The 25,151-nt window shown below is 69.6% G+C and carries 23 protein-coding genes; 11 read left to right on the forward strand and 12 right to left on the reverse strand.

The features are described from left to right. Positions 1-146: 146 nt before the first annotated feature. The 5 genes from CQ042_RS05900 to CQ042_RS05920 all read left to right on the forward strand — a co-directional run bounded on the left by CQ042_RS05900 (position 147) and on the right by CQ042_RS05920 (position 4,864). Positions 147-692 (forward strand): ECF transporter S component, encoded by a 546-nt coding sequence (locus tag CQ042_RS05900; protein ID WP_105669532.1) that lies wholly within the window; start codon positions 147-149, stop codon positions 690-692. 132 nt (positions 693-824) lie between these two features. Further along, the gene (locus tag CQ042_RS05905; protein ID WP_105669533.1) at positions 825-2,537 is read left to right on the forward strand and encodes an ABC transporter ATP-binding protein; all 1,713 of its coding nucleotides are present in this window, start codon (positions 825-827) and stop codon (positions 2,535-2,537) included. After that, positions 2,534-3,352, forward strand: coding sequence for an energy-coupling factor transporter transmembrane component T (locus CQ042_RS05910; RefSeq protein ID WP_374954461.1), 819 nt, complete (start codon positions 2,534-2,536; stop codon positions 3,350-3,352). Before CQ042_RS05905 ends, CQ042_RS05910 begins: the two co-directional genes overlap by 4 nt. Before the next feature lie 10 nt (positions 3,353-3,362). Beyond that, complete coding sequence (locus tag CQ042_RS05915; RefSeq protein ID WP_105669534.1) at positions 3,363-4,238, forward strand: siderophore-interacting protein; 876 nt, start codon at positions 3,363-3,365, stop codon at positions 4,236-4,238. Continuing rightward, entirely contained in the window at positions 4,235-4,864 is a 630-nt protein-coding gene (locus CQ042_RS05920; protein WP_105669535.1) for an ECF transporter S component, read from the forward strand. The genes CQ042_RS05915 and CQ042_RS05920 overlap by 4 nt, the downstream gene beginning before the upstream one ends. Positions 4,865-5,056: 192 nt before the next feature. Here CQ042_RS05920 and CQ042_RS05925 read toward each other — a convergent pair whose 3' ends face one another. The 6 genes from CQ042_RS05925 to CQ042_RS05950 form a co-directional block, all read right to left on the reverse strand. Then, a complete protein-coding gene (locus tag CQ042_RS05925) occupies positions 5,057-6,445 on the reverse strand; it encodes an HNH endonuclease signature motif containing protein (RefSeq protein WP_258132064.1) in 1,389 nt (462 codons plus the stop codon). 132 nt (positions 6,446-6,577) lie between these two features. Beyond that, on the reverse strand, positions 6,578-6,949 hold the full coding sequence (locus CQ042_RS05930) for a type II toxin-antitoxin system PemK/MazF family toxin (RefSeq protein ID WP_105669536.1): 372 nt from the start codon (positions 6,947-6,949) through the stop codon (positions 6,578-6,580). Continuing rightward, complete coding sequence (locus CQ042_RS05935) at positions 6,946-7,167, reverse strand: ribbon-helix-helix domain-containing protein (protein ID WP_105669537.1); 222 nt, start codon at positions 7,165-7,167, stop codon at positions 6,946-6,948. Before CQ042_RS05935 ends, CQ042_RS05930 begins: the two co-directional genes overlap by 4 nt. A gap of 9 nt (positions 7,168-7,176) precedes the next feature. After that, positions 7,177-8,313 carry a serine hydrolase gene (locus CQ042_RS05940; protein WP_105669538.1) on the reverse strand — a complete coding sequence of 379 codons (1,137 nt, stop codon included), beginning with the start codon at positions 8,311-8,313 and terminating at the stop codon, positions 7,177-7,179. A 109-nt stretch (positions 8,314-8,422) separates the two neighbouring features. Beyond that, positions 8,423-9,586 (reverse strand): acyl-CoA dehydrogenase family protein, encoded by a 1,164-nt coding sequence (locus CQ042_RS05945; protein WP_105669539.1) that lies wholly within the window; start codon positions 9,584-9,586, stop codon positions 8,423-8,425. A 152-nt stretch (positions 9,587-9,738) separates the two neighbouring features. After that, complete coding sequence (locus CQ042_RS05950; protein ID WP_105669540.1) at positions 9,739-10,668, reverse strand: M15 family metallopeptidase; 930 nt, start codon at positions 10,666-10,668, stop codon at positions 9,739-9,741. Between the two features lie 74 nt (positions 10,669-10,742). Here CQ042_RS05950 and CQ042_RS05955 point away from each other — a divergent pair, with 74 nt between their 5' ends. Both CQ042_RS05955 and CQ042_RS05960 read left to right on the forward strand, forming a co-directional pair. Continuing rightward, the gene (locus CQ042_RS05955) at positions 10,743-11,834 is read left to right on the forward strand and encodes an Rv2578c family radical SAM protein (RefSeq protein WP_105669541.1); all 1,092 of its coding nucleotides are present in this window, start codon (positions 10,743-10,745) and stop codon (positions 11,832-11,834) included. Between the two features lie 46 nt (positions 11,835-11,880). Then, positions 11,881-12,420 (forward strand): YaeQ family protein, encoded by a 540-nt coding sequence (locus CQ042_RS05960; protein ID WP_105669542.1) that lies wholly within the window; start codon positions 11,881-11,883, stop codon positions 12,418-12,420. 8 nt (positions 12,421-12,428) lie between these two features. On the opposite strand, the gene CQ042_RS05965 is transcribed toward CQ042_RS05960, so the two are convergent. Continuing rightward, positions 12,429-13,082 (reverse strand): response regulator transcription factor, encoded by a 654-nt coding sequence (locus CQ042_RS05965; protein WP_105669543.1) that lies wholly within the window; start codon positions 13,080-13,082, stop codon positions 12,429-12,431. Beyond that, complete coding sequence (locus CQ042_RS05970) at positions 13,079-13,939, reverse strand: sensor histidine kinase (RefSeq protein WP_105669544.1); 861 nt, start codon at positions 13,937-13,939, stop codon at positions 13,079-13,081. The genes CQ042_RS05965 and CQ042_RS05970 overlap by 4 nt, the downstream gene beginning before the upstream one ends. A 131-nt stretch (positions 13,940-14,070) precedes the next feature. On the opposite strand from CQ042_RS05970, the gene CQ042_RS05975 reads away from it, so the two are divergent. The 3 genes from CQ042_RS05975 to CQ042_RS05985 are packed head-to-tail and all read left to right on the forward strand — an operon-like array spanning position 14,071 to position 16,315. After that, a complete protein-coding gene (locus CQ042_RS05975; protein WP_105669545.1) occupies positions 14,071-14,802 on the forward strand; it encodes an ABC transporter ATP-binding protein in 732 nt (243 codons plus the stop codon). Further along, positions 14,799-15,593, forward strand: a complete 795-nt coding sequence (locus CQ042_RS05980) for an ABC transporter permease (protein WP_105669546.1) — start codon at positions 14,799-14,801, stop codon at positions 15,591-15,593. Before CQ042_RS05975 ends, CQ042_RS05980 begins: the two co-directional genes overlap by 4 nt. Beyond that, positions 15,593-16,315 (forward strand): ABC transporter permease, encoded by a 723-nt coding sequence (locus tag CQ042_RS05985; protein ID WP_105669547.1) that lies wholly within the window; start codon positions 15,593-15,595, stop codon positions 16,313-16,315. Before CQ042_RS05980 ends, CQ042_RS05985 begins: the two co-directional genes overlap by 1 nt. A gap of 213 nt (positions 16,316-16,528) precedes the next feature. Here the strand turns inward: CQ042_RS05985 and CQ042_RS05990 are convergent, their stop codons facing one another. Further along, positions 16,529-18,811 carry a DEAD/DEAH box helicase gene (locus CQ042_RS05990; protein WP_105669548.1) on the reverse strand — a complete coding sequence of 761 codons (2,283 nt, stop codon included), beginning with the start codon at positions 18,809-18,811 and terminating at the stop codon, positions 16,529-16,531. Positions 18,812-19,094: 283 nt separating this feature from the next. Here CQ042_RS05990 and CQ042_RS05995 point away from each other — a divergent pair, with 283 nt between their 5' ends. Next, positions 19,095-19,991, forward strand: coding sequence for an aldose 1-epimerase family protein (locus CQ042_RS05995; protein ID WP_105669549.1), 897 nt, complete (start codon positions 19,095-19,097; stop codon positions 19,989-19,991). 79 nt (positions 19,992-20,070) lie between these two features. Here the strand turns inward: CQ042_RS05995 and CQ042_RS06000 are convergent, their stop codons facing one another. The 3 genes from CQ042_RS06000 to CQ042_RS06010 form a co-directional block, all read right to left on the reverse strand. Next, complete coding sequence (locus tag CQ042_RS06000; protein WP_105669550.1) at positions 20,071-23,277, reverse strand: efflux RND transporter permease subunit; 3,207 nt, start codon at positions 23,275-23,277, stop codon at positions 20,071-20,073. A 16-nt stretch (positions 23,278-23,293) separates the two neighbouring features. Continuing rightward, positions 23,294-23,881 carry a TetR/AcrR family transcriptional regulator gene (locus CQ042_RS06005; protein WP_105669551.1) on the reverse strand — a complete coding sequence of 196 codons (588 nt, stop codon included), beginning with the start codon at positions 23,879-23,881 and terminating at the stop codon, positions 23,294-23,296. 74 nt (positions 23,882-23,955) lie between these two features. Next, positions 23,956-25,137 (reverse strand): Gfo/Idh/MocA family protein, encoded by a 1,182-nt coding sequence (locus CQ042_RS06010; protein WP_181157469.1) that lies wholly within the window; start codon positions 25,135-25,137, stop codon positions 23,956-23,958. Positions 25,138-25,151 lie beyond the last annotated feature (14 nt).

The raw sequence follows: 25,151 nt of genomic DNA on the forward strand, positions 1-25,151 counted from the left end.
GTGCAACCTCGTTGCTGCACCGCGGCCAACATAGTCCCGCGCTCGGCGATCGATCCGAGATCTGGCCGATCGGTCAACCCCGCTTCGCCGATCGGCCAGGGTTATCCACGGCCTGCCTCCCGATAGGTCGACAGTAAGCTGGAGAGGTGGCCCGTACCTCCGTCCTCTCGACTCGAGTGCTGCTCGTATGCGCGGCGATCGGAGTCGCTACGGGCATCCTCGCGGGTATCGCCGGGTGGGTGACTCCGGTGCTGCTGGCGAGCCCCCTTCTCTTCCTCTACGGACTGGTTCTCGGCTCGCATGTGCTCCCGGGCATCATCGCGCAGGAGGTGCTGCGCCTACCTCTCGTCGCCTTGATCACGCACGTGTTCGCCGCGCTCATCGCGAGCGCCTTCAACCCGGCCTGGGCGTTGCGCTTCCTCGGCACCGCACTGCTGTTCGGCCTGATCCAGGAGGGCGTCGCGGCACTCACCCGATATCGCGCCTGGGGACCGTGGCGCTTCTTCATCTCGGCGGCGGTGATCGGCGTCTTCGTGGCGGTCGTGGTGTTCTTCGCCGCCCACCTCTCGGTCATGCCGCTGTGGGCGCAGATCCTGTACCTCGCGATCTCGGTGCTCGGACCGATCGCGTGGACCGCTGTCGGCCTCGCCATCGGCTCGGCGCTGCGCACGGCCGGAGTCGCCCGGCGCTGACCCCCGGGCAGGAGCACCGCCCCGCCCACCCTCGCTGTCGTCGCCGCTGCCCACTCGATCTTCGCCCGATGGCGAATCAGGTAAGGCTCAGCTAAGTTAGACGAGTACGATCCGCCGACCCGGGACTCCGCCGTGCGCCCATCCGCGCCCCTGCTCCGCGTGCGTGAGCTCTCCCTCACCCACGCCGATGCGGCGCACCCCTCGCCTCGGGACGTGACGTTCGACATCGACGCCGGCGAGGTGGTGCTGCTGCTCGGCCCCTCCGGTTCGGGCAAGTCGACCCTCACCCTCGCCCTCAACGGGCTGATCCCGCACGCGCTGCCCGCGACCATGACCGGCACGGTCGAAGCCGGTGGCATCGACACCGCGCACGCGCAGACAGCCACACTGAGCACGCAGGTCGCGATGGTGTTCCAGGATCCGGATGCGCAGATCGTCACCGGCACGGTCTACGACGAGGTCGCGTTCGGCCCGGAGAACCTGCTGCTGCCGCTCGCGGTCGTCCGTGCCCGCGTCGAGGAGGCGCTGCGACGCGTCGGTCTCTGGGATCGCAGGGACGAGAACCCGGATCACCTCTCCGGAGGCGGACGGCAGCGGCTCGCGATCGCGTGTGCCCTCGCGATGGGCTCCCCGCTGATCGTGCTGGATGAGCCGACGGCCAACCTCGACCCGCAGGGCATCGACGACGTCTACGCGGCCCTGGCCGATGTCGTCGCCGCCGGCGACCGCGCCATCCTGCTCGTCGAGCACAATCTCGATGCCGCGATGGCCTTCGTCACCCGGACCGTCGTGCTCGATCGCGAAGGTCGGGTCGTGTTCGACGGGCCGGCCGCCGAGGTCATCCGGGAGCATGCCGACGAACTGCTCCGGATGGGCGTGTGGCTTCCCGCGGCGACGTTGGCGGCGCTCCGGCTTCGTGACCGGGGGATCACACTCGACCCGCTGCCGTTATCGCCGCACGAACTCGCCGATGCGCTCGCGGGGGTGGACGTCTCGTCGCGCTCCGCGCGCTCGACGACCGCGGACGGACTCCCCGCGGGATCGACGACCGCGGAGCGGCGCGACGGGGCGGGGCACGATGACACAGTGATCATCCGCGCCCGCGGACTGACCGTGCGTCGGCGTCGCACCGAGATCCTGCACGGCATCGATCTCGAGCTCGACGCAGGAAGCCTCACGGCGATCGTCGGGGCGAACGGCGCGGGGAAGACCACGCTGATCCAGGCGCTGGCCGGCGTCGTCCCCCCGCCCCGAGGCCGGGTCACGGTCGACGGCATCGATCCGGGAACCGCGTCCCCTCGCGACCTCGCCGCGCGCGTCGGGTTCGTGTTCCAGAACCCCGAGCATCAGTTCATCGCTCCCACCGTGTTCGACGAGCTGGCCCACGGGCTACGCCTGCGCCATGTGCCGGATGCCGAGATCTCGACCCGTGTGGACGAGATGCTCCGCCGCTTCGGCCTCGAGCACAAGGCGGAGGTGCATCCGTTCCTGCTGTCGGGCGGAGAGAAGCGACGGCTGTCGGTGGGCACGGCCCTGATCACGCGACCGCGCGTGCTGGCGCTGGATGAGCCCACGTTCGGACAGGATCGCGCGCGGGCGGCCGAGCTCCTCGACCTGCTCCAGGATCTGCGCCAGGAGGGGACGACCATCGTGATCGTCACGCACGACCTCCAGCTCGTGGCCGAGCACACCACCCACGTCGTGGTCCTCGCCGAGGGACGCGTGCGGGCGGTCGGTCGCACCGTCGCCCTGTTCCAGGATGAGCAGCTGTTCGCCGATGCAGGCCTGCGGCTCCCGGCACTGCAGCGGGTGCTGGCCACGGCCGGTCTCGGAGCGACCTCGTGACGGCGACGGTGTTCGACCCGTACGCGCGGATGACGGCGACCTCGCGCCGACAGTTCCTGTACACCCTGAATCCACTGGCGAAGGTCGCCGGCTTCGCGCCGGCGATGATCCTCCTCGTCTTCGTCCGGGATCTGGCCACCCCCGCGGCGTTCCTGGTGTTCGCCTACGCCCTGATCCTGGTCGGTGCACGTCTGACCGGTCGGCTCCTCGCCCTGCTGCTGCTCGGCCTGCCCGCAGGCATGCTGCTGATCGGCATCGGGTTCTCGCTGTGGGTGGATGCCGGACTCGTCGGCGACAGCATGCCGATCCTGCGGATCGGTGAGTGGACGCTCTACAGCGGGGCGCTGCTGATCGGCTTCGCGACGGCGCTGCGGCTCGGTTCGATCGTCGCTCTGGCGCTCGTCGGCGGCCTCACGACCAGCGGCCCCGATCTCGTGCGGGCCGGCGTGCAGCAGCTGCGGGTGCCTTACCGGATCGGCTACACGGCGCTGGCGGCTTTCCGGTTCGTGCCGCGGTTCGGGCATGAGCTCGCGGTCATCCGGGCGGCCCACCGGGTGCGCGGTTACCACGGCGGGCGCGGGCCGTTCGCCCGCATCGCTCGCGGGTGGGGGTACATCGTGCCGCTCCTCGCCGGCGCGATCCGTCACGCCGAGCGTGTGGCGCTCGCGATGGATTCGCGGGCGTTCGGCGCTCATCCGACCCGCACCGAACGGCACCTCGTCCCGTTCCGCACGCGGGACACGGTCTTCACCGTCGCGACCCTGTTGGCCTCCGCTGCCATCTTCGTCGCGTTCTTCCCCTGGCAGCTCCCCTGAAAGGCGCCCGATGGCATTCAGCAAGATGGTCAAGCCCGAGTCGACCGAGCTCATCCACCTGACGGTGCTGCGCACGGAACGGTTGTCGGCGCATTGGATCCGTGTGACGCTCGGCGGCGGTGAGATCGAGAAGTTCCGTCCGATGGGATTCGACCAGTGGTTCCGGCTGTTCCTGCCGATCGGCGGTGACGCAGGTCTCGACCGGGTGCCGGCGAAGGCGAACAAGATGTTCGGGTACCTGAAATTCCTGCGGATCCCCGACGGCGAGCGTCCGGTGATGCGCAACTACAGCGTGCGGGCGTACCGCGCCGCCACGGCCGAGGCCGGCGCCGAGATCGATGTCGACTTCGTGCTGCACGGCTCGGCCGTCGACGGCACCGCCGGGCCCGCCTCACGCTGGGCCGAGACCTGCGAACCCGGCGAGCACGTGCTGATCATCGACGAGGGACTGACGTTCAATCCGCAGCGCGGCACGGATCGTGTGGTGCTGGTCGGCGATGAGACGGCGCTGCCGGCGATCGCCTCGATCTGCGCCTCGCTGCCCGCAGATGCCGTCGGCAGCGCGATCATCGAGGTGCCGAGCGAGGAGGATGCTCTCGAGTTCCCGCATCCGTCCGGCGTCGAGGTCGCGTGGATCGTGCGTCCTCATGACGTCGCTCCCGGCGCGTTCGCGCTGGAGGTGCTGGGGAGCACCACCCTGCCGGATGCCCCGTTCCACGCCTATGCGGCGGGTGAGCAGGCACTCGCCTCGGGCGTCCGCAAGCACCTCGTGGGAGATCGCGGGGTCGACAAGAACGCCGTGAGCTTCTGCGGATACTGGAAGATCGGTGCGGCCGCCCCCGCCTCGAAGGCCGCTCGTGAGGCGGCTGCGGAGCCCCTGGCATGAGCGAGGATGCCGCGGGGGTCGTCGATCCCCGGGATGCCGCGGTGATCGCCCCGGCGAGTTCCGCATCCGCTGCCGGTGGACGGTTCCGATTCCCCACCGCGATCCTGCTGACCTGTGCGGCCCTCGGCGTCGCCGGGGCGGTGCTGCTCGCGCCGATGAACTGGCTCTCGACCCTGCTGACCGGTCCGCTGCCGTTCGTCGGCATGGCCCTCGCCGGACTCTGGCTGCTGCCGGCGGTGATCGCGCTGCGGCTGCTGCGTCGTCCGTTGGTCGGACTGCTCGTCGCCCTGATCTCCGGGCTCGTGCTGGTCCCGTTCACCGGGCTGGGGTTCGGTCCGGTGCTGACCAATCTCTGGTGGGCGGCGTTCACCGAGCTGCCGTTCCTGTTCGTGCTCTGGCGCTACTGGGGCACGTGGATGCACTACCTCGGCGCCGTCGCGGTGGGCATCGTGTACCCGATCTCGGCATGGGCATGGTTCAACCTCGGGTCGATGTCGCTCTTCGCCCAGATCGCGTTCTTCGCCGTGACGATCGCCAGCTGCGTCGGCGGTACGGCCCTCGGCATCCTGATCGCCGATCGCCTTCGGAAAGCGGGTGTGGGCGGCCGCCGCTCGCAACGATTCTGAGCCACATCGCCACGAGGCCAGCGGTGCAACGCGGTCACGAGGCCAGCGGTGCAACGCGGTCACGAGGCCAGCGGTGCAACGCGGTCACGAGGCCAGCGGTGCAACACGGTCACGAGGTCACCGGTGCAACACGGTCACGAGGTCACCGGTGCAACACGGTCACGCGGTGACCGGCGCCACGCGGTCAGGAGGTCACGCGGCGATGTCGAAGCGTGCGCGTCCGCCGAGTCTCGGCGTGCGTGCGGGGTCGACGTAGTCGGGCGGTATGAACCACACCCGCGGCGGCACGCCCCGAACGCTTCCGCTTCCGCTTCCGCTTCCGCTTCCGCTTCCGCGTCCTGCACCGGCGATGTGGATCTCCCACCCGTTGTCGTGGATGCGGTGATGACACGTCTCACACAGCAGCACCCCGTTGGAGAGATCCGTCGGTCCGTGATCGCGTTTCCACCACCGGATGTGGTGCGCCTTCGTCATCTCCGGCGGCAACCCGCACATCGCACACCCACCGTCCCGCTCCACCAACGCCAACCGCTGCGCCTTGGTGAACAACCGCTTCTCCCGCCCCCAATCGAGAATCTCACTCGCACCCCCGAGCACACACGGGATCACTCCCCCGCCTGCGGCCATCCGCCGCGCGGCTCCGACGCTCACCGTCTGCTCGATCCCGTCGATCTCGGATGAACCCGTACCAGCCTCCAGATCCTCGACACGCACCCGGACGACCACCGTCGCCCCCGCCACCGGGACACGCCCCTCGCACCCGAGCACATGCGCGCAGAACACGGCCAGGGCGTCAGCCTGGATCATCGGGACCGTCCGCCGATCCGCATCCGGAGCCTCCGCGTCAGGCGCATCCTTCCGCGCCGCGAACGCCGCCGTCACGAACCCCCGGATCGCCGCCACCACCGGAGCCGCGGTCTCGACATCGAGAACCGCATTCAGGTGCACCATCCCATCCCGCTCGAACAACGACAACGCGCGCTTGCCCCGACGCTCCTCCTCCTTCGGTTCCACACCATCCGGGTCCAGCCACGCTTCCGCGCGCACGACGAGCTTGCGCACGTCATCCAACGCGAGCCCTTGAGCCTTCTCCACCAGCAGACGCTCCGCCTCAGCGACACGCACCGAACCCGCCGCGACCCGACACCTCTCCAGCAACCCGATGATCATCGCCGCCGTCTGCGCGCTCAGCACCCCCGACGCCAGCGCCTCACGGGCCAGCGGGTAGCGAGCGGGAAGCGCTGCTCCGATGAGATCGGTGCGAGGCGCCGTCGCCACACCGACATTCACCAGACGCTGCGCGTCGCCCGTAGAGACTCCGGTCGTCGCGGCGATCAGCTTCGCCGGGGTGCGGAAGCCCTGCTGCTTCGCCAGGCTCTCCGCCCCGAGCTCCGGCCGCGATTCGTGCGAGATACCGGCCGCGACCTCGACGTGCACGGCGTCCAGCCGCCGCTGCAGCAGACCGATCGCGTCGTTGACCGCGATGAGCTGCACGCGGGAGAGGCCGCCGGAATCGTCGGCGTCGGCCCACGCGGCGTCGAGACGGGTCATCGCCTCGTGCAGACCGGTGAGTGTGGACATGCTCTGATTCTATCGTCGGCACATCTGAGTTTCGAACTTTTGTTCGATCCCATTCCGGTCGGACCGAGATACCGCGAACCCTGCAGATCAGGGGGCGGAGCCGAGCGGAGCACGAGTCCACGCCGCCGGCCCTCAGAGCGACAGATGCAGCCGCAGCGCCTCGTCAATCTCGCCCATGAGCTCGGCGGGAACCCAGCCGACCGGACGGACGATGCGAGAAGTAGCGATCGTCCGCACCTGCTCGGCCTGCGCCTTGGAGTCACGCTCCAGCCCGGTGGCGGCAGCCGGGAGCAGAACCTGGAACGGGAGCACTCGCACGATGTTCGACGTCACCGGCACGACGGTGACGGTGGCCCGAGGCCGACGCGCGGCGAGGCCGTTCGAGGTGTTGTTGCTCACGAGCACGGCCGGTCGCGACTTCCGCGTCTCCGATCCGACAGCGGGGTCGAAGGACGCGAGGATGATCTGCCCCCGACGGAGCAGGGAGACGGCGTCATCGCTCACACGGAGGCCAGGCCGTCGTGAGAGGCGGTGTCCCACTCATCGTCGTAGCCCTCTGCGTAGGCTTCGGCGTAGGCATCGGCGAGACGGCTCTCACGAAGCAGCCGCACCGCGTCTTGAACCGCCGCAGAGCGCGACGCGTACCGCCCTTCGAGAGCCTGCGCATCGAGGAATGCCAGGTCGCTCTCGCTGAGACTGAGACTGACTTTCGCCGTGGACATGCGCTGATACTACTCCGGTGGTACCGATATTGCTACCGCAGCGATTCGCTGCGCATCCCCGAACAGCCCCATGATCTCCGGCCCCATCTCGACCTGGCTCAGCACGATCCCGAATGAGCCGTCGGGGTCGATCCAGAAGTCGGTGCCCTGCCCGCCCGACCAGCCGTAGCGTCCGGCGCTCTCCCCGTCGGTCTGCACCGCGACGCCGAAGCCCCACCCCGTGCCGCCCCAGAACCCCGGGAAGAAGCTGTCCTCGGTCTTCGCACTCGCCGGCACCTGATCGGAGCGCATCAGCGCGAGCATCCCGGGGTCGACGACGACCTCACCATCATGCCGCCCACCAGCCGCGAGCATCCCGGCGAACGCGGCATAGTCGGCGGCGGTCGACACGAGCTCCGAGTGGCTGAGATCGAACGGCGCCGGGGCGAGCGAGAACCCGCCGGCAGCCGGCTCGACCTCCACCAGACTCCCGTCCTCACCATGCCGATATGCCGCAGGGAGCCGGTGCGCCTGATCGGCGGGAACCGTGTACCCGGTGTCGACCATGCCGAGCGGCCCGAAGAGGTCGCGTCGCAGGTGCTCCTCCAGCGAGCCGTCGACCACCCGTGAGAGCAGGATTCCGAGGATTCCGAAAGAGTGGTGGTAGCGCCATCCGGTTCCGGGTTCGAACGCGAGCGGCAGCGCGGCGAGCGCGTCCAGCCACTCCTGAGCCCCCATCGCGACCGGCTCCTGTCCCGCGGCCGTCCGGTTCGCGATCATCGCCTCCGCCAGCGGCGACGGGACGACCTGCACGCCGTACCCGGAGGTGTTGGTGAGCAGGTGCCGCAGCGTGATCGGCGTCGTCGCGGTCTCGACGTCGTCGAGCGCGGCATCCGGCGAGCGCAGCACCCGGCGGTCGGCGAGCTCGGGCAGCCACCTCTCCACGGGATCGTCAAGACCGAGGCGGCCGTCCTGCACGAGCCTCAGTGCCGCGACCGCGAGGATCGGCTTGGTCATCGACTGGATGCGCACGATCGCATCGGCCGGCAGGTCGCCGGACGTGACGACCTCGACCCTCCCGCCTGGAGCGCCGCGCACTCCGACGATGCCTGGTGCGGTGCCCCGCGCGACGTGGTCATCCAGGATCTGCGGGAGCGTGGGGGTCATGCCCTCGATTCAACCGGGCGGCCGCCCCGCTGTCCATGCCCGATGGCGATCGGGCAGAGACGAGAGGAGGCCCCGGATATGCATCCGCGGCCTCCTCGAGAGCAGAGCGTCAGCGCTTGCCGACGATCTGACGGCCGACGAGATCGCGCATGATCTCGTTCGTGCCGCCGTAGATGCGGTGCACCCGAGCGTCGGTGAAGGCGCGGGCGATCGGGTACTCCATGATGTAGCCGTAGCCGCCGTGCAGCTGCACGCCGGTGTCGAGCACCTCCCACTCACGCTCGGTCGCCCAGAACTTGACCTTCGCGGCGTCTTCGGCGGTGAGCGTGCTGTTCTTGTAGGCCAGCAGCGCGCGGTCGATGTACGCCCACATCGCATCGGTGGTCGCCGCCATGTCGGCGAGCCGGAAGCGGGTGTTCTGGAAGTCGGCGATGCGCTCGCCGAACGCCTCGCGGTCCTTCGTGTAGGCGACGGTCCAGTCGAGAGCGGCCTGGGCCGCTGCGGCCGCGGCGACGCCGATCGAGAGACGCTCGAGCGGCAGGTTCAGCATCAGCTGGATGAAGCCCTGACCCTCCTTGCCGCTGATGAGGTTCTCGTCGGGGACGAACACGTCGGTGAAGCTGAGCTCAGCGGTGTCCCAGCCGTGGAAGCCCATCTTGCTGAGCTTCTTGCCCTGATCGAAGCCCTCCATGCCCTTCTCGACGAGCAGCAGGCTGAACGCGTCTGGACGGTTGCCCTCACCGGTCTTGACGAAGGTCACGACGACGTCGGCCGTCGTGCCCGAGGAGATGAACGTCTTCGCGCCGTTGAGGATGTAGCCGCCGTCGACCTTCTTGGCGTTCGTCTTGATGCCACGCAGATCCGAACCCGCACCGGGGTCGGTCATGGCGAGCGCGCCGAGCACTTCACCGGTGGCCATACGAGGCAGCCACTTCTCCTTCTGCTCCTGCGTTCCCATGTGCACGAGGTAGGGCACGGCCAGGTCGTCCTGGATGCCGAAGGCACCGGCCAGCGAACCCGCGCCGGAGGCGATGACCTCTTCCATCACGATCGTGCGGAAGCGGTAGTCCTGCAGCATCCCGGCGCCGCCGAACTCCTCGGGGACCGACAGTCCGATCAGACCCGCCTCGCCGGCCGCCAGCATGGTCGCCCGGTCGATCTCACCCGCGGCATCCCACCGCTCGATCGCCTCGTTGTTCACGTGGCGCTTGACGAAGTCCTTGACCAGGTCCCGGAATGCCTCGTGATCCTCGTCGTAGATGTCGCGTTCCATGCCGTCCTCCTGAACGTCTCATGCATCGTTGCTCCGGCGATTCTACGTCGCGGGGAGGGTGTGGGACAGGACGTTGTGAGAATGCATCCCATAAACCGTGACACTCGGTACCGCGATTGTCGGATGCCGCAACCGCGTCCGTCGACGCGCGCTCAGTGCCCGTAATCCGGGGCCGCCGGGAGCCCGAAGAACTCCTCGAGCGTGTGGTAGCCGCCCTCACGATAGGCCGCGGCGAGGTCGACGCCGACGTAGCGAAGATGCCACGGCTCCGGGGCATAGCCGGTGACCGGAGTGCCGACCTGTTCGTAGCGCACGATGAATCCGTACTCCCACGCGTGCTCCGCGACCCAGTCGCTCTGCGCCGTCCCGCCGAAGCCGTCGAGCCCCCCACACGCACGCGCGCACGCGACCACGTCGAGCGCGAGACCGGTCTGATGCTCGCTGTGTCCGGGCCGCGCCGAACCGGCATCCGCATCGGCCTGCCCCTGGGAGCGCACATGCGAGTCGTACGTCGTCACCTGCAGCCCATAGGAACGGTAGCCGTTGTTCGCCCCGATCCTGCCGACGCCTTCGGCCGCCGCCACCTCGGCCATCCGCCCGACCGCAGCAGCGACATCGGAGCGCACCCGTCCGGACGGCGTCGTCATCTGCAACGGCACCGAAGCGAGATCGGCGGGCTCGTAGTCCGGCGGATTCAGCGGCAGCGACTTGTTCACCACGACCCAGACACGCGTCGGATCGCTGAGGGAGATGCACGGAGCATTGCCTGCGACGACCGCCTCGCGGAACGCCGCGCCACCCCCGAAGCCGGCGATCGTCGCCGCGTCGTCGCCGTTCGCGATCGCCTGCTGGACGGACGGATCGGCGCACGGATCGGCCGCGGTGGTCGCCCCGACGTGCACGGAGGGCACCTGCATCACGGCCACCGGCTCCGGCATCGCGTCGGCTCCGGAGGGCGCCGACGGCGCGGACCCGATCGAGAACAGGATCCCGATCGCGGTCACGGCGACGCCGATCGGCAATGCGGGTCCGCGGATCGGGGATCGCGGAGCCGCATGCTGAGCGTGCGGCAGGAAGTGCATTGATCCATCCTCTCATTCGAAGAAACGTCGCAGAGTCGCTTGCGCTAAGTTCGTCTTTCTGTTCGAATTGTCAGATGAGATGGCAGGGGCAGAAGCTCGGAGAGACGGATGCGGCGGCGCTGCCCGGCCTCGAAGACCGGTCGAGCGTACTGCGCTCGGTGACGACTCCCGAGTTCGCGGGGATGACGTTCCACGAGGTGCTGTCGAAGTCGGCCCTGAATCATGTGCCCGGTGCGTCGCGCATGCCGTTCGCATGGACGATCAACCCTTATCGCGGATGTTCACATGCCTGCGTGTACTGCTTCGCCCGCGGCACGCACGAGTACCTCGACCTCGACGGCGGGTCCGACTTCGACTCGCAGATCGTGGTGAAGGTGAACGTCGTCGACGTGCTCGCACGCGAACTGCGCAAGGGCAGCTGGGAGCACGAGACCGTGGCCCTGGGAACCAACACCGATCCCTACCAGCGCGCGGAGGGGCGCTACAAACTCATGCCCGGCATCATCGAGACGCTCGCAGCATCCGGCACCCCGATCTCGATCCTCACGAAGGGCACGCTGATCCGCCGAGACATCCCGCTGCTCGTGAAGGCCGCGAAGCGGGTGCCGATCGATGTGCAGATGTCGATCGCGATGTACGACGACGACCTGCAGAAGGCCATCGAGCCGGGAGCCCCGACGACGCAGGCCCGGCTCGACACCGTGCGTGCACTGGCCGATGCCGGATTCCCCGTGACGGTTTTCCTCATGCCGATCATGCCGCACATGACCGACTCGCTCGCCGCGATCGACAGCGCCCTCGTGCGCATCAAAGAGGCGGGGGCGCGCAACGTCATCTACGGAGCCCTGCACCTGCGACCGGGTGTGAAGCCGTGGTTCTTCCAATGGCTCGACGCGAATCGCCCCGACCTCGTCTCGTCGTACCGGGGGCTGTATCCGGGGGCTTCGGCCGAGGCACCCAAGGGGTACCGACAGTGGCTCGCCAAGCGGACCCGCCCACTCATCCGCATGCACGGACTCGACGGCCGCCACGAAGACGACTACTCCCGCCGCGGGTTCCGACCGGGGCAGGGCCACGTGCAGACGAGTGCGGCCGCCGCGGCAGCGGTGCGCTTCACGCCCAGCGCCCGAGCCGACGCTTCGGCTGCGCAGCCGATGCTCTTCTGACCCGGCGGTCGGGCTCCCCTCCCGCAGCCGCGTAGGCTCGAGGATCATGGCGATCGGTTCGACAGTCCACACATTCGAGGTGCAGCTCGCTGACACCGATCGCGGCGTCTACGAGGACTATTCGCTGCGCGTGGCGCGGCATCCGTCCGAGACCGATGCCTACATGCTCACCCGCGTGCTCGCCTACGGGCTCGAGTTCGCCGAAGGCATCACGTTCGGCGGCAGCATCTCGTCGACCGAGGAGCCGGCGGTGCTGGTGCGCGACCTCACCGGTCTGATCACGGCCTGGGTCGAGATCGGGGCGCCCGATGCGGAGCGGCTCCATTACGGCAGCCGCCTCGCCGAGCGCACGGTGGTCTACACCCACCGCGACCCCGCCAAGGTCATGGCGCAGTGGGCGGACAAGCGCATCCACCGTCGCGAGGACATCCGCGTCTACAGCTTCGACCCCGGGTTCATCGACACCGCGGCCGCCCTGATCGAGCGTCGCAACACGATGACCCTCACCGTGACCGAGAGCGTGATCTACCTCGACCTCAACGGCACCAACCTGACTTCCGCCGTGCACGTGCACGAGTTGGCCTGACCCCACCGTCAGCCGCCCACAAGCCCCTGCTCGTACGCCGCGATCACGAGCTGCGCCCGGTCCCGAGCAGCGAGCTTCGACAGCAGACTGCCGATGTGGGTCTTCACCGTCGCCATCGAGATCGTGAGCGCCACGGCGATCTCGGAATTCGCGAGGCCCCGACCGACGAGGGTGAGCACCTCGGTCTCCCTCGCCGTGAGTACCGCGAGCGGGCGGCCCGCCGGTCGATTCGCGCCATCCAGGAAGTGCTCGACGAGACGGACGAGGATGCTCGGCGCGAACAGCGACTCCCCCTCGTGCGTACGGCGGATCGCCTCGACCAGCTGCTCGGGACGCACGTCCTTGAGCAGGAATCCGCTGGCTCCCGCGCGCAGGGCGCCGTCGACGTACTCGTCGAGCTCCAGCATGCTGAGCACGAGGACGCGTGTGCTCGGGAGGGTCGTCGTGATGGCACGCGTCGCACTGATGCCGTCGAGCCCCGGCATCCGGATGTCCATCAGCACGACATCCGGCCTGATGGCACGGGCCAGCTCGACCGCCCCCGCGCCGTCAGCGGCCTCGCCGACCACCGCGAGCCCATCGGCGCCCGCGATGATCAGCGCGAGGCTGTGTCGCAGGAGAGCCTGATCGTCCGCGATCAACACGCGAATGCCGTCGCTCATGACCCCGCCCCGAGCGGGACGCGCGCCTCGACCCGGAAGCCCGCGCCCAACTGCTCACCCCTCAGTGTTCCTCCGAGCGCGTGCACACGCTCCCGCGCACCCTGCAGGCCGTGGCCCGCTCCGGGCTGCGGCACCCATCCCGTGGCAGGACCCTCGTCGACGATGATCACGCGGACGTCGTCTGCGTCCCGCTCGACCACCACGACCGCCGGCACGGGGCCGGCGTGACGACCGATGTTCGACAGCGCCTCGCGGATCGTGGCGCAGACCGCTGCCTGCACGGCGAGGGGCACCTCGCCCAGATCGTCCACCCGCAGAGACGTGCGCACGCCGAATGCCTCGGCGGCGGCGACGATCCCCGGCACATCGGCGAGACGCGCCGGCGGATGCAGGGGGACCTCGTCTCCCGGCTCGCGCAGCACGGTCAACATACGCCGCAGCTCGGACATCGCGGAACGTCCGGCCTCCTCGATGTCGACCAGCGCGCTTCGGCGCTCGGCATCTCCTGCGGTGCCGGTGAGCCCGGCGACCGCGGCCGCACGCATCGTGATCAATCCGAGCCCGTGCGATGCGAGATCGTGCAGCTCGCGGGCGATCCGGAGCCGCTCCTGCTGCGCGGCCCGGTCCGCCGCCCACTCCGTGAGGCTGCGTTCGTACTCCCGACGTTGCCGCTGCGACCTCACCGTCGCCCAGCCGAGCACGCCCAGCACGACGGCCCCCGCACACGCCAGCACGACCGTGAGGCTCTGCGGCCCGTCGAGTCCGAGCATGCTCAACAGCACCACCAGCAGCGCGATCATCCCCGCGGCGGCGATCCACGTGCGCGAACGCCAGGTCGGGCGGGGCGAAGCATCCATCCGCCTGAGTCTAGGCATCCGCGCCCCGGCGCACATCAGACCACGGGCTGAGGGACTCGGGGCGGAGGGCCCTACCGGGTTCCCTCCTGAGGACCGATGCCCCGCACGCTCCGGACGGCTGGGATCGAGGGATGCTGAAGATCGAATCACTCACGAAACGGCGGGGCGCCCGCACCGTGCTCGACGCCGTCGCCTTCGAGGCGCGGCCAGGGCGCGTGACGGCCTTCCTCGGCGCGAACGGAGCGGGGAAGTCGTCGACCCTGCGCATCCTTCTTGGACTCGACCGCCCGTCAGGAGGGCGTGCGCTGATCGACGGCCGCCCCTACCGCGAACTGCGCGATCCCCTGCGCACCGCGGGGGCGATGCTCGACGGTTCCGGCGCGCACCGCTCACGTACGGCCCGCGGCCACCTGGGCTGGATCGCCACGGCGGGCAGCATCGCACGCCATCGCGTCGACGAGGTGCTCGAACAGGTCGGGCTGGCCGACGCCGCGCGCACGAAGGTGGGCCGCCTGTCGCTCGGGATGGGGCAGCGGCTGGGCCTCGGGGCCGCGCTTCTGGGCGCGCCGCCGACGCTGATCCTCGACGAGCCGGTGAACGGGCTCGACCCCGAGGGCATCCGGTGGATGCGGCAGCTGCTGCGCGGTCAGGCGGATGCCGGAGGGACCGTGCTCCTCTCGAGCCACCTCATGGGAGAGGTCGCCGGAGTCGCCGACGACCTCGTCGTGATCGCCCAGGGCAGGATCGTCGCCACCGGCACCGTGGATGAGATCACGCACGGCCATGCGGACCTCGAAGCGGCGTTCTTCGCCCTGACGCGCGGAGACGGCTCCACCCCGGCGGACGGCGGGCAGACCCGATGAGGTTCCTCCGAGCCACCGCCGCCGAGACGGGCAAGATCCTCACCCTCCCTGGCGTGTGGGCGGGGATCATCGCGAGCGTCCTCGGCACCGTCGCGATCACGGTGCTGAATGCGATGCAGGCCGCATCCGCCCTCGACGAAGGAGAGGCCGACATCTTCGGCCCTATCTCGGTGTTCGAGACCGCGTTCGCCGCCGCACCGCTGGGCACGATCGGCGCGATCGTCGTGGGCGTGCTCGCCGTCAGCAGCGAGTACGCCCCGAACAGCCCGGACGCGGGAGGGTCGCGTCAGATCGCCAGCACTCTCGTCGCGATCCCCGGGCGTATCAGGATCGTCCTGGCGAAGACCACCGCCGTGGTGGCGATCACGATCCTCACGGCTTTCGTGGCCTTCCCCTCGTGCCTCGCTGTCGCGCAGCTGCTCCTCGGCGACCGTGCGCCGGAGTCCGTCGACGGCGAGCAGGCGCTCTGGCGCCTCGCCGGTGCCACGATCTACTGGACGCTCACCGCCCTCTTGGCACTCGGGATCACCCTGATCACCCGCAGCGCCGCGCTCCCGCTGATCATCCTCATCCTGAACAGCTCCGTCGTCTCGATCTCCCTCCTCCTCACCAAAGTGACCTCGCTCGCGCACTGGCTTCCCGACATGGCCGGACGCAATCTGTTCGGATTCGACGCGGAGCTGGTCCTCCCCGGAGGGCTCGACGCCGTGACGGGCGGGCTCGTCATGGCCGCATGGGCGGCGGCCTCCGTCGTCGCGGGAGCCATCGTCTTCGCGCGGAGAGATGCCTGATGACGCGGGCGTGGAGAGCCGAGCTCTCGAAGCTGCGCACGCTTCCCCTCACTGCATATGCCGCTGGAGGCATGGTGACTCTCGGTGCGGTCCTTGCGCTGGCTTTCGCGGCGCTCCACGCGGACGGAGGGGGTGTGGTGTCTCCCGTCGCCGCCGCACTCGACACCGTGCCCTACGTCCAGGCGGGCGCGATCCTGCTCGGGGTGCTGCCCGTGTCGCAGGAGTACGCAGGACGACAGCTCAGCACGACGCTCACGGCGGTTCCGCATCGTCTGCGGGTCGTCGTCGCGAAGACGTTCGCTGCCGTGGTGGTGCTCGCCCTCGCCGCGGTGGCGACCGTCGCCGCCGCCTGGCTCGTCGCCGAGGCGACCCTCCGCGCCACGGACATGCGCGCCGCCGCGGTGGTGACGGAAGATCTGAGCCGACTCGGCGGCGCGGCCCTCTACCTCGTGCTGATCGGGCTGCTCGCCCATGCCGTGACGCTCGTGCTCCGACACCTGGTCGCAGCCCTGGTGTCGATGCTCGTGCTGGTGTTCATCCTGCCGTTCGCAGTCACCGCGCTCGGGGAGCACACCCGATGGCTGCCCACCCGCGCCGGGGTGCAGCTGTTCGCGCACGACGATGCGGTCCTCACGGCTGTCACCGGCGGCCTCGTGCTGCTCGGCTGGGCGGCCGTGATCGGCGCCGCCGGTGCGGTGCGCTTCGCACGCTCCGACGCCTGACCCCACTCCTCCTCTCATCCCCCCCACCGCCGTCGAGTGCACGGGTTCTCGCCGAACGCACGGCCTCAACACGCACGCATCCCGTGCACTCGACAGCAACCCGTGCACTCGGCGCTCAGAGGCGAGGTGTCGCGACGCGACGGCGCGACGGCGCGCGGGGGACGCGAAAGGCCCCGCCCCTGGAAGCGGGGCGGGGCCTTCATCACGAGAGACTCAGGCCGTCAGGTCGGCCGCGGTCGGCACGCGACCGGCGATCTCCTCGATGATGTCGTCGTCCAGACGCGCGTTCTCGAACGGCGCGTCGATCTCGGCGCGGTCGAGCAGCTCGGTCATGCGACGCTGGCGCTGACGCGTGATCAGCGTGACCACACGGCCGGAGCGACCGGCGCGACCGGTGCGACCCGAACGGTGCAGGTACGTCTTGTACTCATCGGGGGCGTCAGCCTGGACGACCAGGTCGATGTCGTCGACGTGGATGCCGCGGGCGGCGACATCCGTGGCGACGAGCACGTTCACGCGACCGGAGGTCAGACGCTCGAGGTTGCGCGTGCGCTTGGCCTGGTTCAGGTCTCCGTGCAGCGAGACGGCGGGGATTCCCGCGTCGTCGAACTGCTCGGCGAGCATGTCGGCGTAGGCGCGCGTGCGGGCGAAGACCAGCGTCTTCCCGGCGCGGTCGACGAGCGACGTGAGGATGTCGGCCTTGTCGCGGTGCTCGATCACGAGCACGCGATGCTCGATCGTGCTGGAATCCTGGTCTTCACCGGCGACCTCGTACACCGCCGGGTCCACGAGGAATTCGTCGACGAGCGCGGCGACCTCACGGTCGAGCGTCGCCGAGAACAGCAGCTTCTGGCTGCCGTCGGCGGTGTGACGCAGGATGCGCTGCACGGGCTCGACGAATCCGAGCTCGCACATGTGGTCGGCCTCGTCGAGCACCGCGATGCGGCAGTCCGAGAGGTCGAGCTTGCCCTGGTTGATGAGGTCCTCGACGCGGCCGGGGGTGCCGATCACGATGTCGACGCCCTTCTTGAGCGCACCCACCTGACGGCCCTGCGGCACGCCGCCGTAGATCTGGGTGGTGAAGAGACCGACGCTGCGGGCGATCGGCTGGATCGTGCGGTCGATCTGCAGCGCGAGCTCGCGCGTCGGAGCGAGGATGATCGCGCGCGGCGACCGCCCGAACTCACGACGCTTGCCGGCCTGCGACTGCAGCACGCGCTCGACGAGCGGAGCACCGAAGGCGATGGTCTTGCCGGATCCGGTGCGACCGCGGGCGAGCACGTCGCGCCCGGCGAGGACGGCGGGGATGCTGGCGGCCTGGATCGGGAACGGCGTGGCCGCGCCCATGCCGACGAGGGTCTCGACGATGTTCGAGCCGAGACCGAGGTCGCCGAAGGTCACACCGTCGACCTCGACGGCCGCGACGGACTTCGCCTCGAGGCGCTCGTGCACGACGTCGTCGCCCGGGGTGAACTTCGCACCGGTCGACTCGGGACGGCTGGTGGCGTTCCAGTCGTTGCGGCTCGGACGCTCGTTGCGCGCCGGACGTCCGCGGGTGTCGGAGGTCAGCGGACGCGGACGCTCGGTGCGGTACGCACCACCGGTCGACGGACGCGAACGCTCGTCGCGGCCGCCCTCGTACGAACGCTGCGTGCGGTCGCGGTCGAAGGCCCGACGTGCGCGGTCGGCGTCGTAGGACCGCTCGGTGCCGCGGTCGTTCGACCGGGTGCGGTCGCCGGCGCGGTCGTCGCGGCGCGGACGCTCGTCACGATCGAAGCGGGGACGGTCGGCACCACGGTCGCTGTTGTACCGGGGGCGCTCGGCACCACGGTCGCTGTTGTACCGGGGACGCTCGGCACCACGTCGATCGTCGCGAACCGGACGGCCGCCATCGCGGTGGTCGTTGTCGCGGAAGCCCTGACGCTGGCTGCCGGCGCCGCGGTCATCGCGACGCGCACGGTCGTCGCGGTCGAACCGGGGGCGATCGCCGCCACGCTCGTCGCGGTAGGTTCCCGGTCCGGTCGGACGCTGACCGGTCGGACGCTGTCCACCGCGGTCGTCTCGACGCGGGCGGTCGTCGAATCGGCCTCCGGTGCTCGGACGGTCGTTGTAGCGCGGGCGCTCGGAGCGCTCGTCGTTGCGGTGGTGCGGGGCCTCACGACGCCCGGACTCCGCACGGTTGCGGATGCCCCGTGCCTCGTCACGGCCGGCACGCTCGGACGCGCCCCAGCGCTGCTTGGGCGCACCGGACTCGGCCTCGGCCGGGCGGTAGCCGCGGTGACCGGCGCTGCGGCTGCCGGGGCGACGGTCGTAGCCGCCTGCCGCGGGTGCGGAACGGCGGTCGCCGGCGTCCGCTCGTCCTCCGCGCTCGTCGCGCGCGCCGTCACGGGCCGGGGCGGCGTGGTGACGATCGTGGAAGGAGGTCTTCTTGGCGCCGTAGCGCGGCTCGAAGTTCGCGGACGGACGTCCGCCGCGGGGCTTCTTGTTCTTCGGCATTGCGATGTCTTCCTGTGTTCTCGCACGAGAACAGCGCCGCGCGCACGCGCATGCACCCAGCGCGTGGCCGAATGCGACCAGCGGGGTTCCGGACTGTCAGCGGCCGGGGCCATTCATGTGATGGTTGATTAGCGTCGAGCGACGCTCACCATCGGCCCCTGGACTCACACTTCACACACATAAAACGTCCGCGCCAACGCGCGGGTGTCCGAAGCCGACCGTCCGATACTACCGGGTGCACCTGAGAGAGTGCCGACCCGACGGGTGGCCGTACGATGACGAGGTGAGTACCGCTTCCCCCACCGGCGCCCGAATCGACCTCCAGCTCGGCGATGTCACGGCGCAGATCGCCCAGGTCGGCGCCTCCCTGCGTTCGCTGCGCATCGGCGGTGTCGATCTCGTGCCGCCGTATCCGCTCGACCAGCCCACCCCCGCCTGCTCCGGCGTGGTCCTCGCTCCGTGGCCGAACCGCGTGCGCGACGGAGAGTGGGATGATGACGGCACCGCGCGAGCCCTCGCGATCACCGAGCCGAAGCTGAACAACGCCAGCCACGGACTGCTGCGGTTCACGGCCTACGAGATCGCCCAGACCGAGACGGCCGCCGTGCTGCGGGCGACCATCGTCCCGCAGACCGGTTACCCGTACCTGATCGACACCGCTGTCACCTACACCTTGACCGCAGACGGCATCGACGTCGCGCACACCCTGACGAATCGCTCGGCGGAGTCGGCACCCGTCGCGCTCGGCACGCACCCGTTCGTGACGATCGGAGACGTCGACCCGCACGATCTGGTTCTCCGGATCCCCGCGGAGACCGCCTTCTCGACCGACGAGCGGATGCTGCCGACGGGCACGCACCCCGCAGATGCCGCTCTTCGGGCCGGCGTACGCCTGGGGGATGTCGTACTCGACACCGGCTTCACGGACCTCGCGCGCGACGCCGATGGGCTCGTGCGGCACTCCCTCACCGCGCCCGACGGTCGTCGCGTGACCCTGTGGCAGGGCGAGGGCTTCGACTACTTGCAGGTGTACACGACGCCGACCTATCCCGGACAGACGCTCGCGGTCGCGATCGAGCCGATGACCGCGCCCGCCGATGCCCTCAACAGCGGCCTCGGCATCCGTCGCCTCGCCCCCGACGAGACCTGGACCCTGCACTGGGGCATCACCTTCTCCTGAGCGAGCGCAGCCACACGCAGGACGCCCTTCGTCTCGTCGCTCCGCTCCTCGCTCAGGAACCGGGGCTCAAGTGTCCCGGCTACTCCCCGCGCTCGCGCATCTCGCGCCGCGTGAGCTGCGGCGCGTGCGGCAGACCGGACCCGTCGATCAGGACGGGCTGGCCCGAGGCGGCGGCGGGCGCGGAGGGTCCGACCGGACCCTCCGGAGCCGGCGTCCCCCCGGCATCCGAGCCGCCCGCCTTGCGCGCCGCCCGCCGCTCCCTGGCCCCTTCGACGAGGTTGTAGAGCGTGGGCAGCACGATCAGGGTGAGCACGGTCGACGAGAGCAGTCCGCCGATCACGACGATCGCCAGCGGCTGCGAGATGAACCCGCCGTGACCGGTGATTCCGAGTGCCATCGGCGTCAGCGCGAGGATCGTCGCGAGCGCGGTCATGAGGATCGGCCGCAGACGCTTCTCCCCACCGGCCTTCACGGCCTCGATGGTCGACAGCCCCTTCTCGCGATACTGGTTCACGAGGTCGACGAGCACGATCGCGTTCGTCACCACGATGCCGATGAGCATCAGCACGCCGATCAGCGACGCCACGCCCAGCGGCACACCCGTCACGATCTGCAGCAGGATCGCGCCAGTCGCCGCGAACGGCACCGACACGAGCAGCAGCAGCGGCTGGCGCAGCGACTTGAAGGTCGCGACCATCACCACGTAGACGATGAGGATCGCCGCGAGCATCGCGAGTCCGAGCTGCGAGAACGAGTCCGCCTGCTGGGAGGCGACGCCGCCCACCTCGGCGGATGCACCGTCAGGCAGATCGGCCGCCGCGATCGCCTCGTTCACCGACTGCGTGGCGGTGGCGAGGTTGTCGGATGCCGGCGGCACCGTGATGGTCGAGGTGCGGCGTCCCTGCTCGGTGGTGATCGAGGTGGGGCCGTTGCGCTCCTCCACGGTCGCGATGTCCTGCAGCTGCACGACGCCGAGCGGGGTCGGGATCGCGAGCTCCTTGAGCGCCTGGACGGTAGTCGGCGGCTCGGGGGTGACGATGTACACGGTCAGCGCGGTGTCGTCGATCTCGACGGAGCCGGCCTGCTGCGGGCGCATGGTGTTCGACACGATCGAGCCGACGGCGACCTCGGAGAGCCCCCGTTGCGCGGCGGCTTCCCGGTCGACCACGACGGCGATGTACGGCAGCGAGGCGGCGAGGTTGTCGCTCACCTGGCCGACGCCGTCTCGCCCGTCGAGCTCGTCGACGAGAGTGGTGGTCGCGGTCTGGAGGTCATCGGCGTTCGAGGCCGTGACCGTGATCTCGATGTCGCTCGAGCCGAAGCCCGCGGAGGCGGCGACCGACACGTCGCCCACGTCGTCGCCGAGTCCGTCGATCGCGTCCTGCACGTCGGCACGGAGCTTCTCCTGGTCGGCGTCTCCGTCGGTCAGCACGGAGTACGTCACTCCCGCGCCGCCCGAGAAGGCGTCGCTGAGCGCGGATCCGCTGGTGCCGATCGAGGCCTGCACGTGCTCGATGCCATCGATGCCGAGCAGGGCGTCCTCGACCTCGATCGCCGCATCCGACTTCGTCTGCAGGCTCGCGGTCGGACCGAGGTCCTGCGTCACGGTCATGGTGTTCTGCCCCGAGTCGCTGAGGAAGTTGATCTTCATCAGCGGCGCGGCGGCGAGGGTCGCACCGAGCACCACGACGGCGAGGATCACCGTGACGCCGGAGTGCTTGAGGGTCCATCCGAGGATCGGCCGGTAGACCCGCTGCAGCTGCGTCGGCGGGGCGTCCGGGTGCTCCGGATCGATCGCGTTCCCGTGCTCGTCGAGCAGCTCCTTGCCGGGCTTGAGGAACCAGTAGGCGAGCACCGGGACGATCGTCAGTGCGACCAGCAGCGAGGCCACCATCGCGATCGTGACGGTCATGGCGAACGGACGGAACAGTTCCCCGACCATGTCGCCGACGAAGACGATCGGCAGGAACACCGCGACGGTCGTGATGGTGGAGGCCGTGATCGCCATCGCGACCTCGCGCACGGCGAGGCGGATCGCGTCGCCCTTGTCCGCGTCGCCGACGTAGTGGCGTTTGATGTTCTCGATCACCACGATGGAGTCGTCGACCACTCGACCGATCGCGATGGTGAGGGCGCCGAGCGTGAGCACGTTGAGCGAGTAGCCGAACGCCTGCAGTCCGATGAACGTGATCAGCACGCTGGTCGGGATCGAGATGGCCGTGACGAGGGTGGAGCGGATCGACAGCAGGAACACCAGGATCACGATCACCGCGAACACCAGTCCGAGCAGACCTTCCGTGGCCAGCGTCTCGATCGACTGGACGATGAACGGCGCCTGGTCGAAGATCACCGTGAACTCGGCGTCGGGGAACGCCTCGCCGATCGTGTCGAGCGCGGCGATGACGCCGTTGGAGACCTCGACCGTGTTCGCCGCGGGGAGCTTCGTGATCGAGATCGAGAGCGCGTCCTGCCCGTCGACCCGCGAGATCGAGGTGACCGGGTCGGACTCCTGCACGACGGTGGCCACTTCGCCGATGGTCAGGTCGGTGCCGACCAGCGGGAGGGCGGCGATCTCGTCGACGGACGTGATCTTCGCCCCGGTCTGAACCGTGAGCGTCTGCCCGTCCTCGGTGATGTCTCCACCGGGGAACAGCGTGCCGTTCTGCTGCAGCGCCGAGCTGATCGCCTGCGTGCTCTGCCCTGCGGCCGCGAGCTTCGCGACGTCGGGCGTGATGCTGATGCGCTGTCCCACCCCGCCGACGATCTCGGCGGCATTGACGCCGTCGACGTCTTCGAGCTCGGGGATCGCGACGGATTCGAGCTCGGCCTGCGCGTTGTCGGCATCTTCGAATCCGGTGACCGCGACCTGGATCACGGGGAAGTCATCGATGGACACCGACAGCACCTGCGGGGTCACGTCGTCCGGCAGCTGGGAGGAGATGCGGTTGATCGCCTGCTGGATCTTCTGTTCGGCGGTGGCGAGGTTCGTCCCGTAGGCGAACATCGCCTGCACGATCGAGGCGTTGGTGGTGCTGGTCGCGGTGGTCGATTCCAGCCCGGGGACACCCTGGATCGCGGACTCGACCGGCGTCGACACGTCGTTCTCGACGACCTCGGGCGAAGCGCCGGGGTAGGTCGTCATGACGACGAGCGCCGGCAGCTCGAGCGACGGGATGAGCTCCTGCTTGAGGTTCGTGAGCGCGAGCCCGCCGAACACCGCCGCGACGATGGTGATGAGGGCGATGAGCGCGCGGTTCTTGAGGCTCAGGATGGCGAGTTTCGACAAGGCGGTTTCCTCGGTGTCAGGGTGTGGCTGTCGCTGCGGAGGGGGTGGAGACGGAATCTCCGAGGATCCGCGCCAGTGCGGACTCGATGAAGGACTGCGCAAGACGTTCGTCGCGGATGTGCATGCTCCACATGACGCCGTCGATGAAGATCATCGCCGCTCTGGCCCGGTCTTCGCCATAGGTCGGCTGGAGGAGCTCGACGAGCCGGTCCGACAGGTGCCGCGCGAGCTCGCGCAGACGGGGGTCGTGCACGGCGGCCGTGACGACGGCGCGGTCGGCGCGCACCGCGTGCGCATCGTCCATGCTCTCGAACACGAGCGCGGCGATCACCTCGGGGGCATCGCCGCGTTCGGCGATGGTCTGGCGGACACCGTCGAGGCGTGCGTCGACCTCTTCGGCGAGCGCGCGGAAGGCCGCACCACGGAGGTCGTCGAGGGTGTCGAAGTACTGTGTCGTCGCCCCGAGGGGAACACCGGCGCGCGCGGCGACCATGCGGTGCGTGACGGCCTCGGCGCCCACCTCGACGATGAGCTCGGCGGCGGCGGCCACGATCTCCCGACGGCGCGCTTCAGGGTCACGTCGACGACGCGCGCCTTCGACCATCGAGCACCTCCCGAACATCCGTACATGTACTTTTGTACATTTCGGGAATGTGAGGACGCTGGGAGACGGCCGCCTCAGACCGGTGCGGCCTCGATCTGACCGCGCTCGAAGTAGGCGACGAGTTCGGGATCGAGCGGCGGGATCGCGATCGACGAACCGTCACCGCGCAGCGACGCGGTGGCGAGGATGCCGGCGGCGACGGCCTCGCGCGCGGCGACGGGTGACGTCTCGGTCACGCCGCGATGCCGCACGAAGCGCAGGAACTCGGCGACGAGCAGTGCGTCTGCGCCGTCGTGCCCGGCATCGGGCACCTCGGGCACGATGAAGGCCTCATCGGCCGCGGCGGCGCCGGTGTGCCGCCGATTCCACAACCCGACCTCGCTCCCCGCCACGTCGCCGAAGTTCTCGATCCGCCCCTCGGTGCCGATCACCGTGTAGTTGCGCCAGTAGTCGGGCGTGAAGTGGCACTGCTGGTACGAGGCGAAGACCCCGCCCTCCAGTTGCATGTTCACCATCGAGATGTCCTCGACGTCGACCACGGGGTGCAGGCCGGTGAGTGCGGTCGGCGGCCAGTTGTCGATGCTGAACCACTCCGGCATCCGCTCCCCCGTGCGGTCGCGCCGATCGGTGATCGCGCCGTAGACGCTGAGCGCGCCCATCGCGGAGACGCGCTCCGTGTACGCCCCGGCGAGCCAGTGGATGATGTCGATGTCGTGCGCCCCCTTCTGCAGCAGCAGTCCGGTGGTGCGACGACGATCGGCGTGCCAGTCCTTGAAGTAGTAGTCGCCGCCGTGGCCGACGAAGTGCCGCACCCAGACGGCCTTGACCTGGCCGATGCGTCCGCTCCGAATCAGTCCGCGCATCAGCGTGATCACCGGCATGTGCCGCATGTTGTGGCCGATGTAGAGTCCGGTGCCGGTGCGCCGCGCGGTCTCGAGCATGGCGTCGGCGTCGGCGAGTTCGATCGCGAGAGGTTTCTCGCAGAACACCGGCACCCCTGCTTCGAGGGCGCGGATGGTGAGGGCGGCGTGCGTGTCGTCGGGAGTGAGCACCATCACCGCATCGACGCCCGAGGCGAGCAGCTCGTCGAGGTCGTCGGTGATGAGGGCGTCGGGAACGAGCAGCCGGGCGTCTTCTCGGGCGCGCGGGGCGAGGTCGCACACGGCGGTGATGCGCGAGCCGTGCCCCGGGCGGTGCACCTCCTCCTGGAGGGTCGAGCGCGCGCCGAAGCCGATGATGCCGATCTGGAGATCCACGATGGTCCTTCTGT

Source organism: Microbacterium sp. MYb62, from assembly GCF_002979475.1.
Lineage (GTDB): Bacteria > Actinomycetota > Actinomycetes > Actinomycetales > Microbacteriaceae > Microbacterium.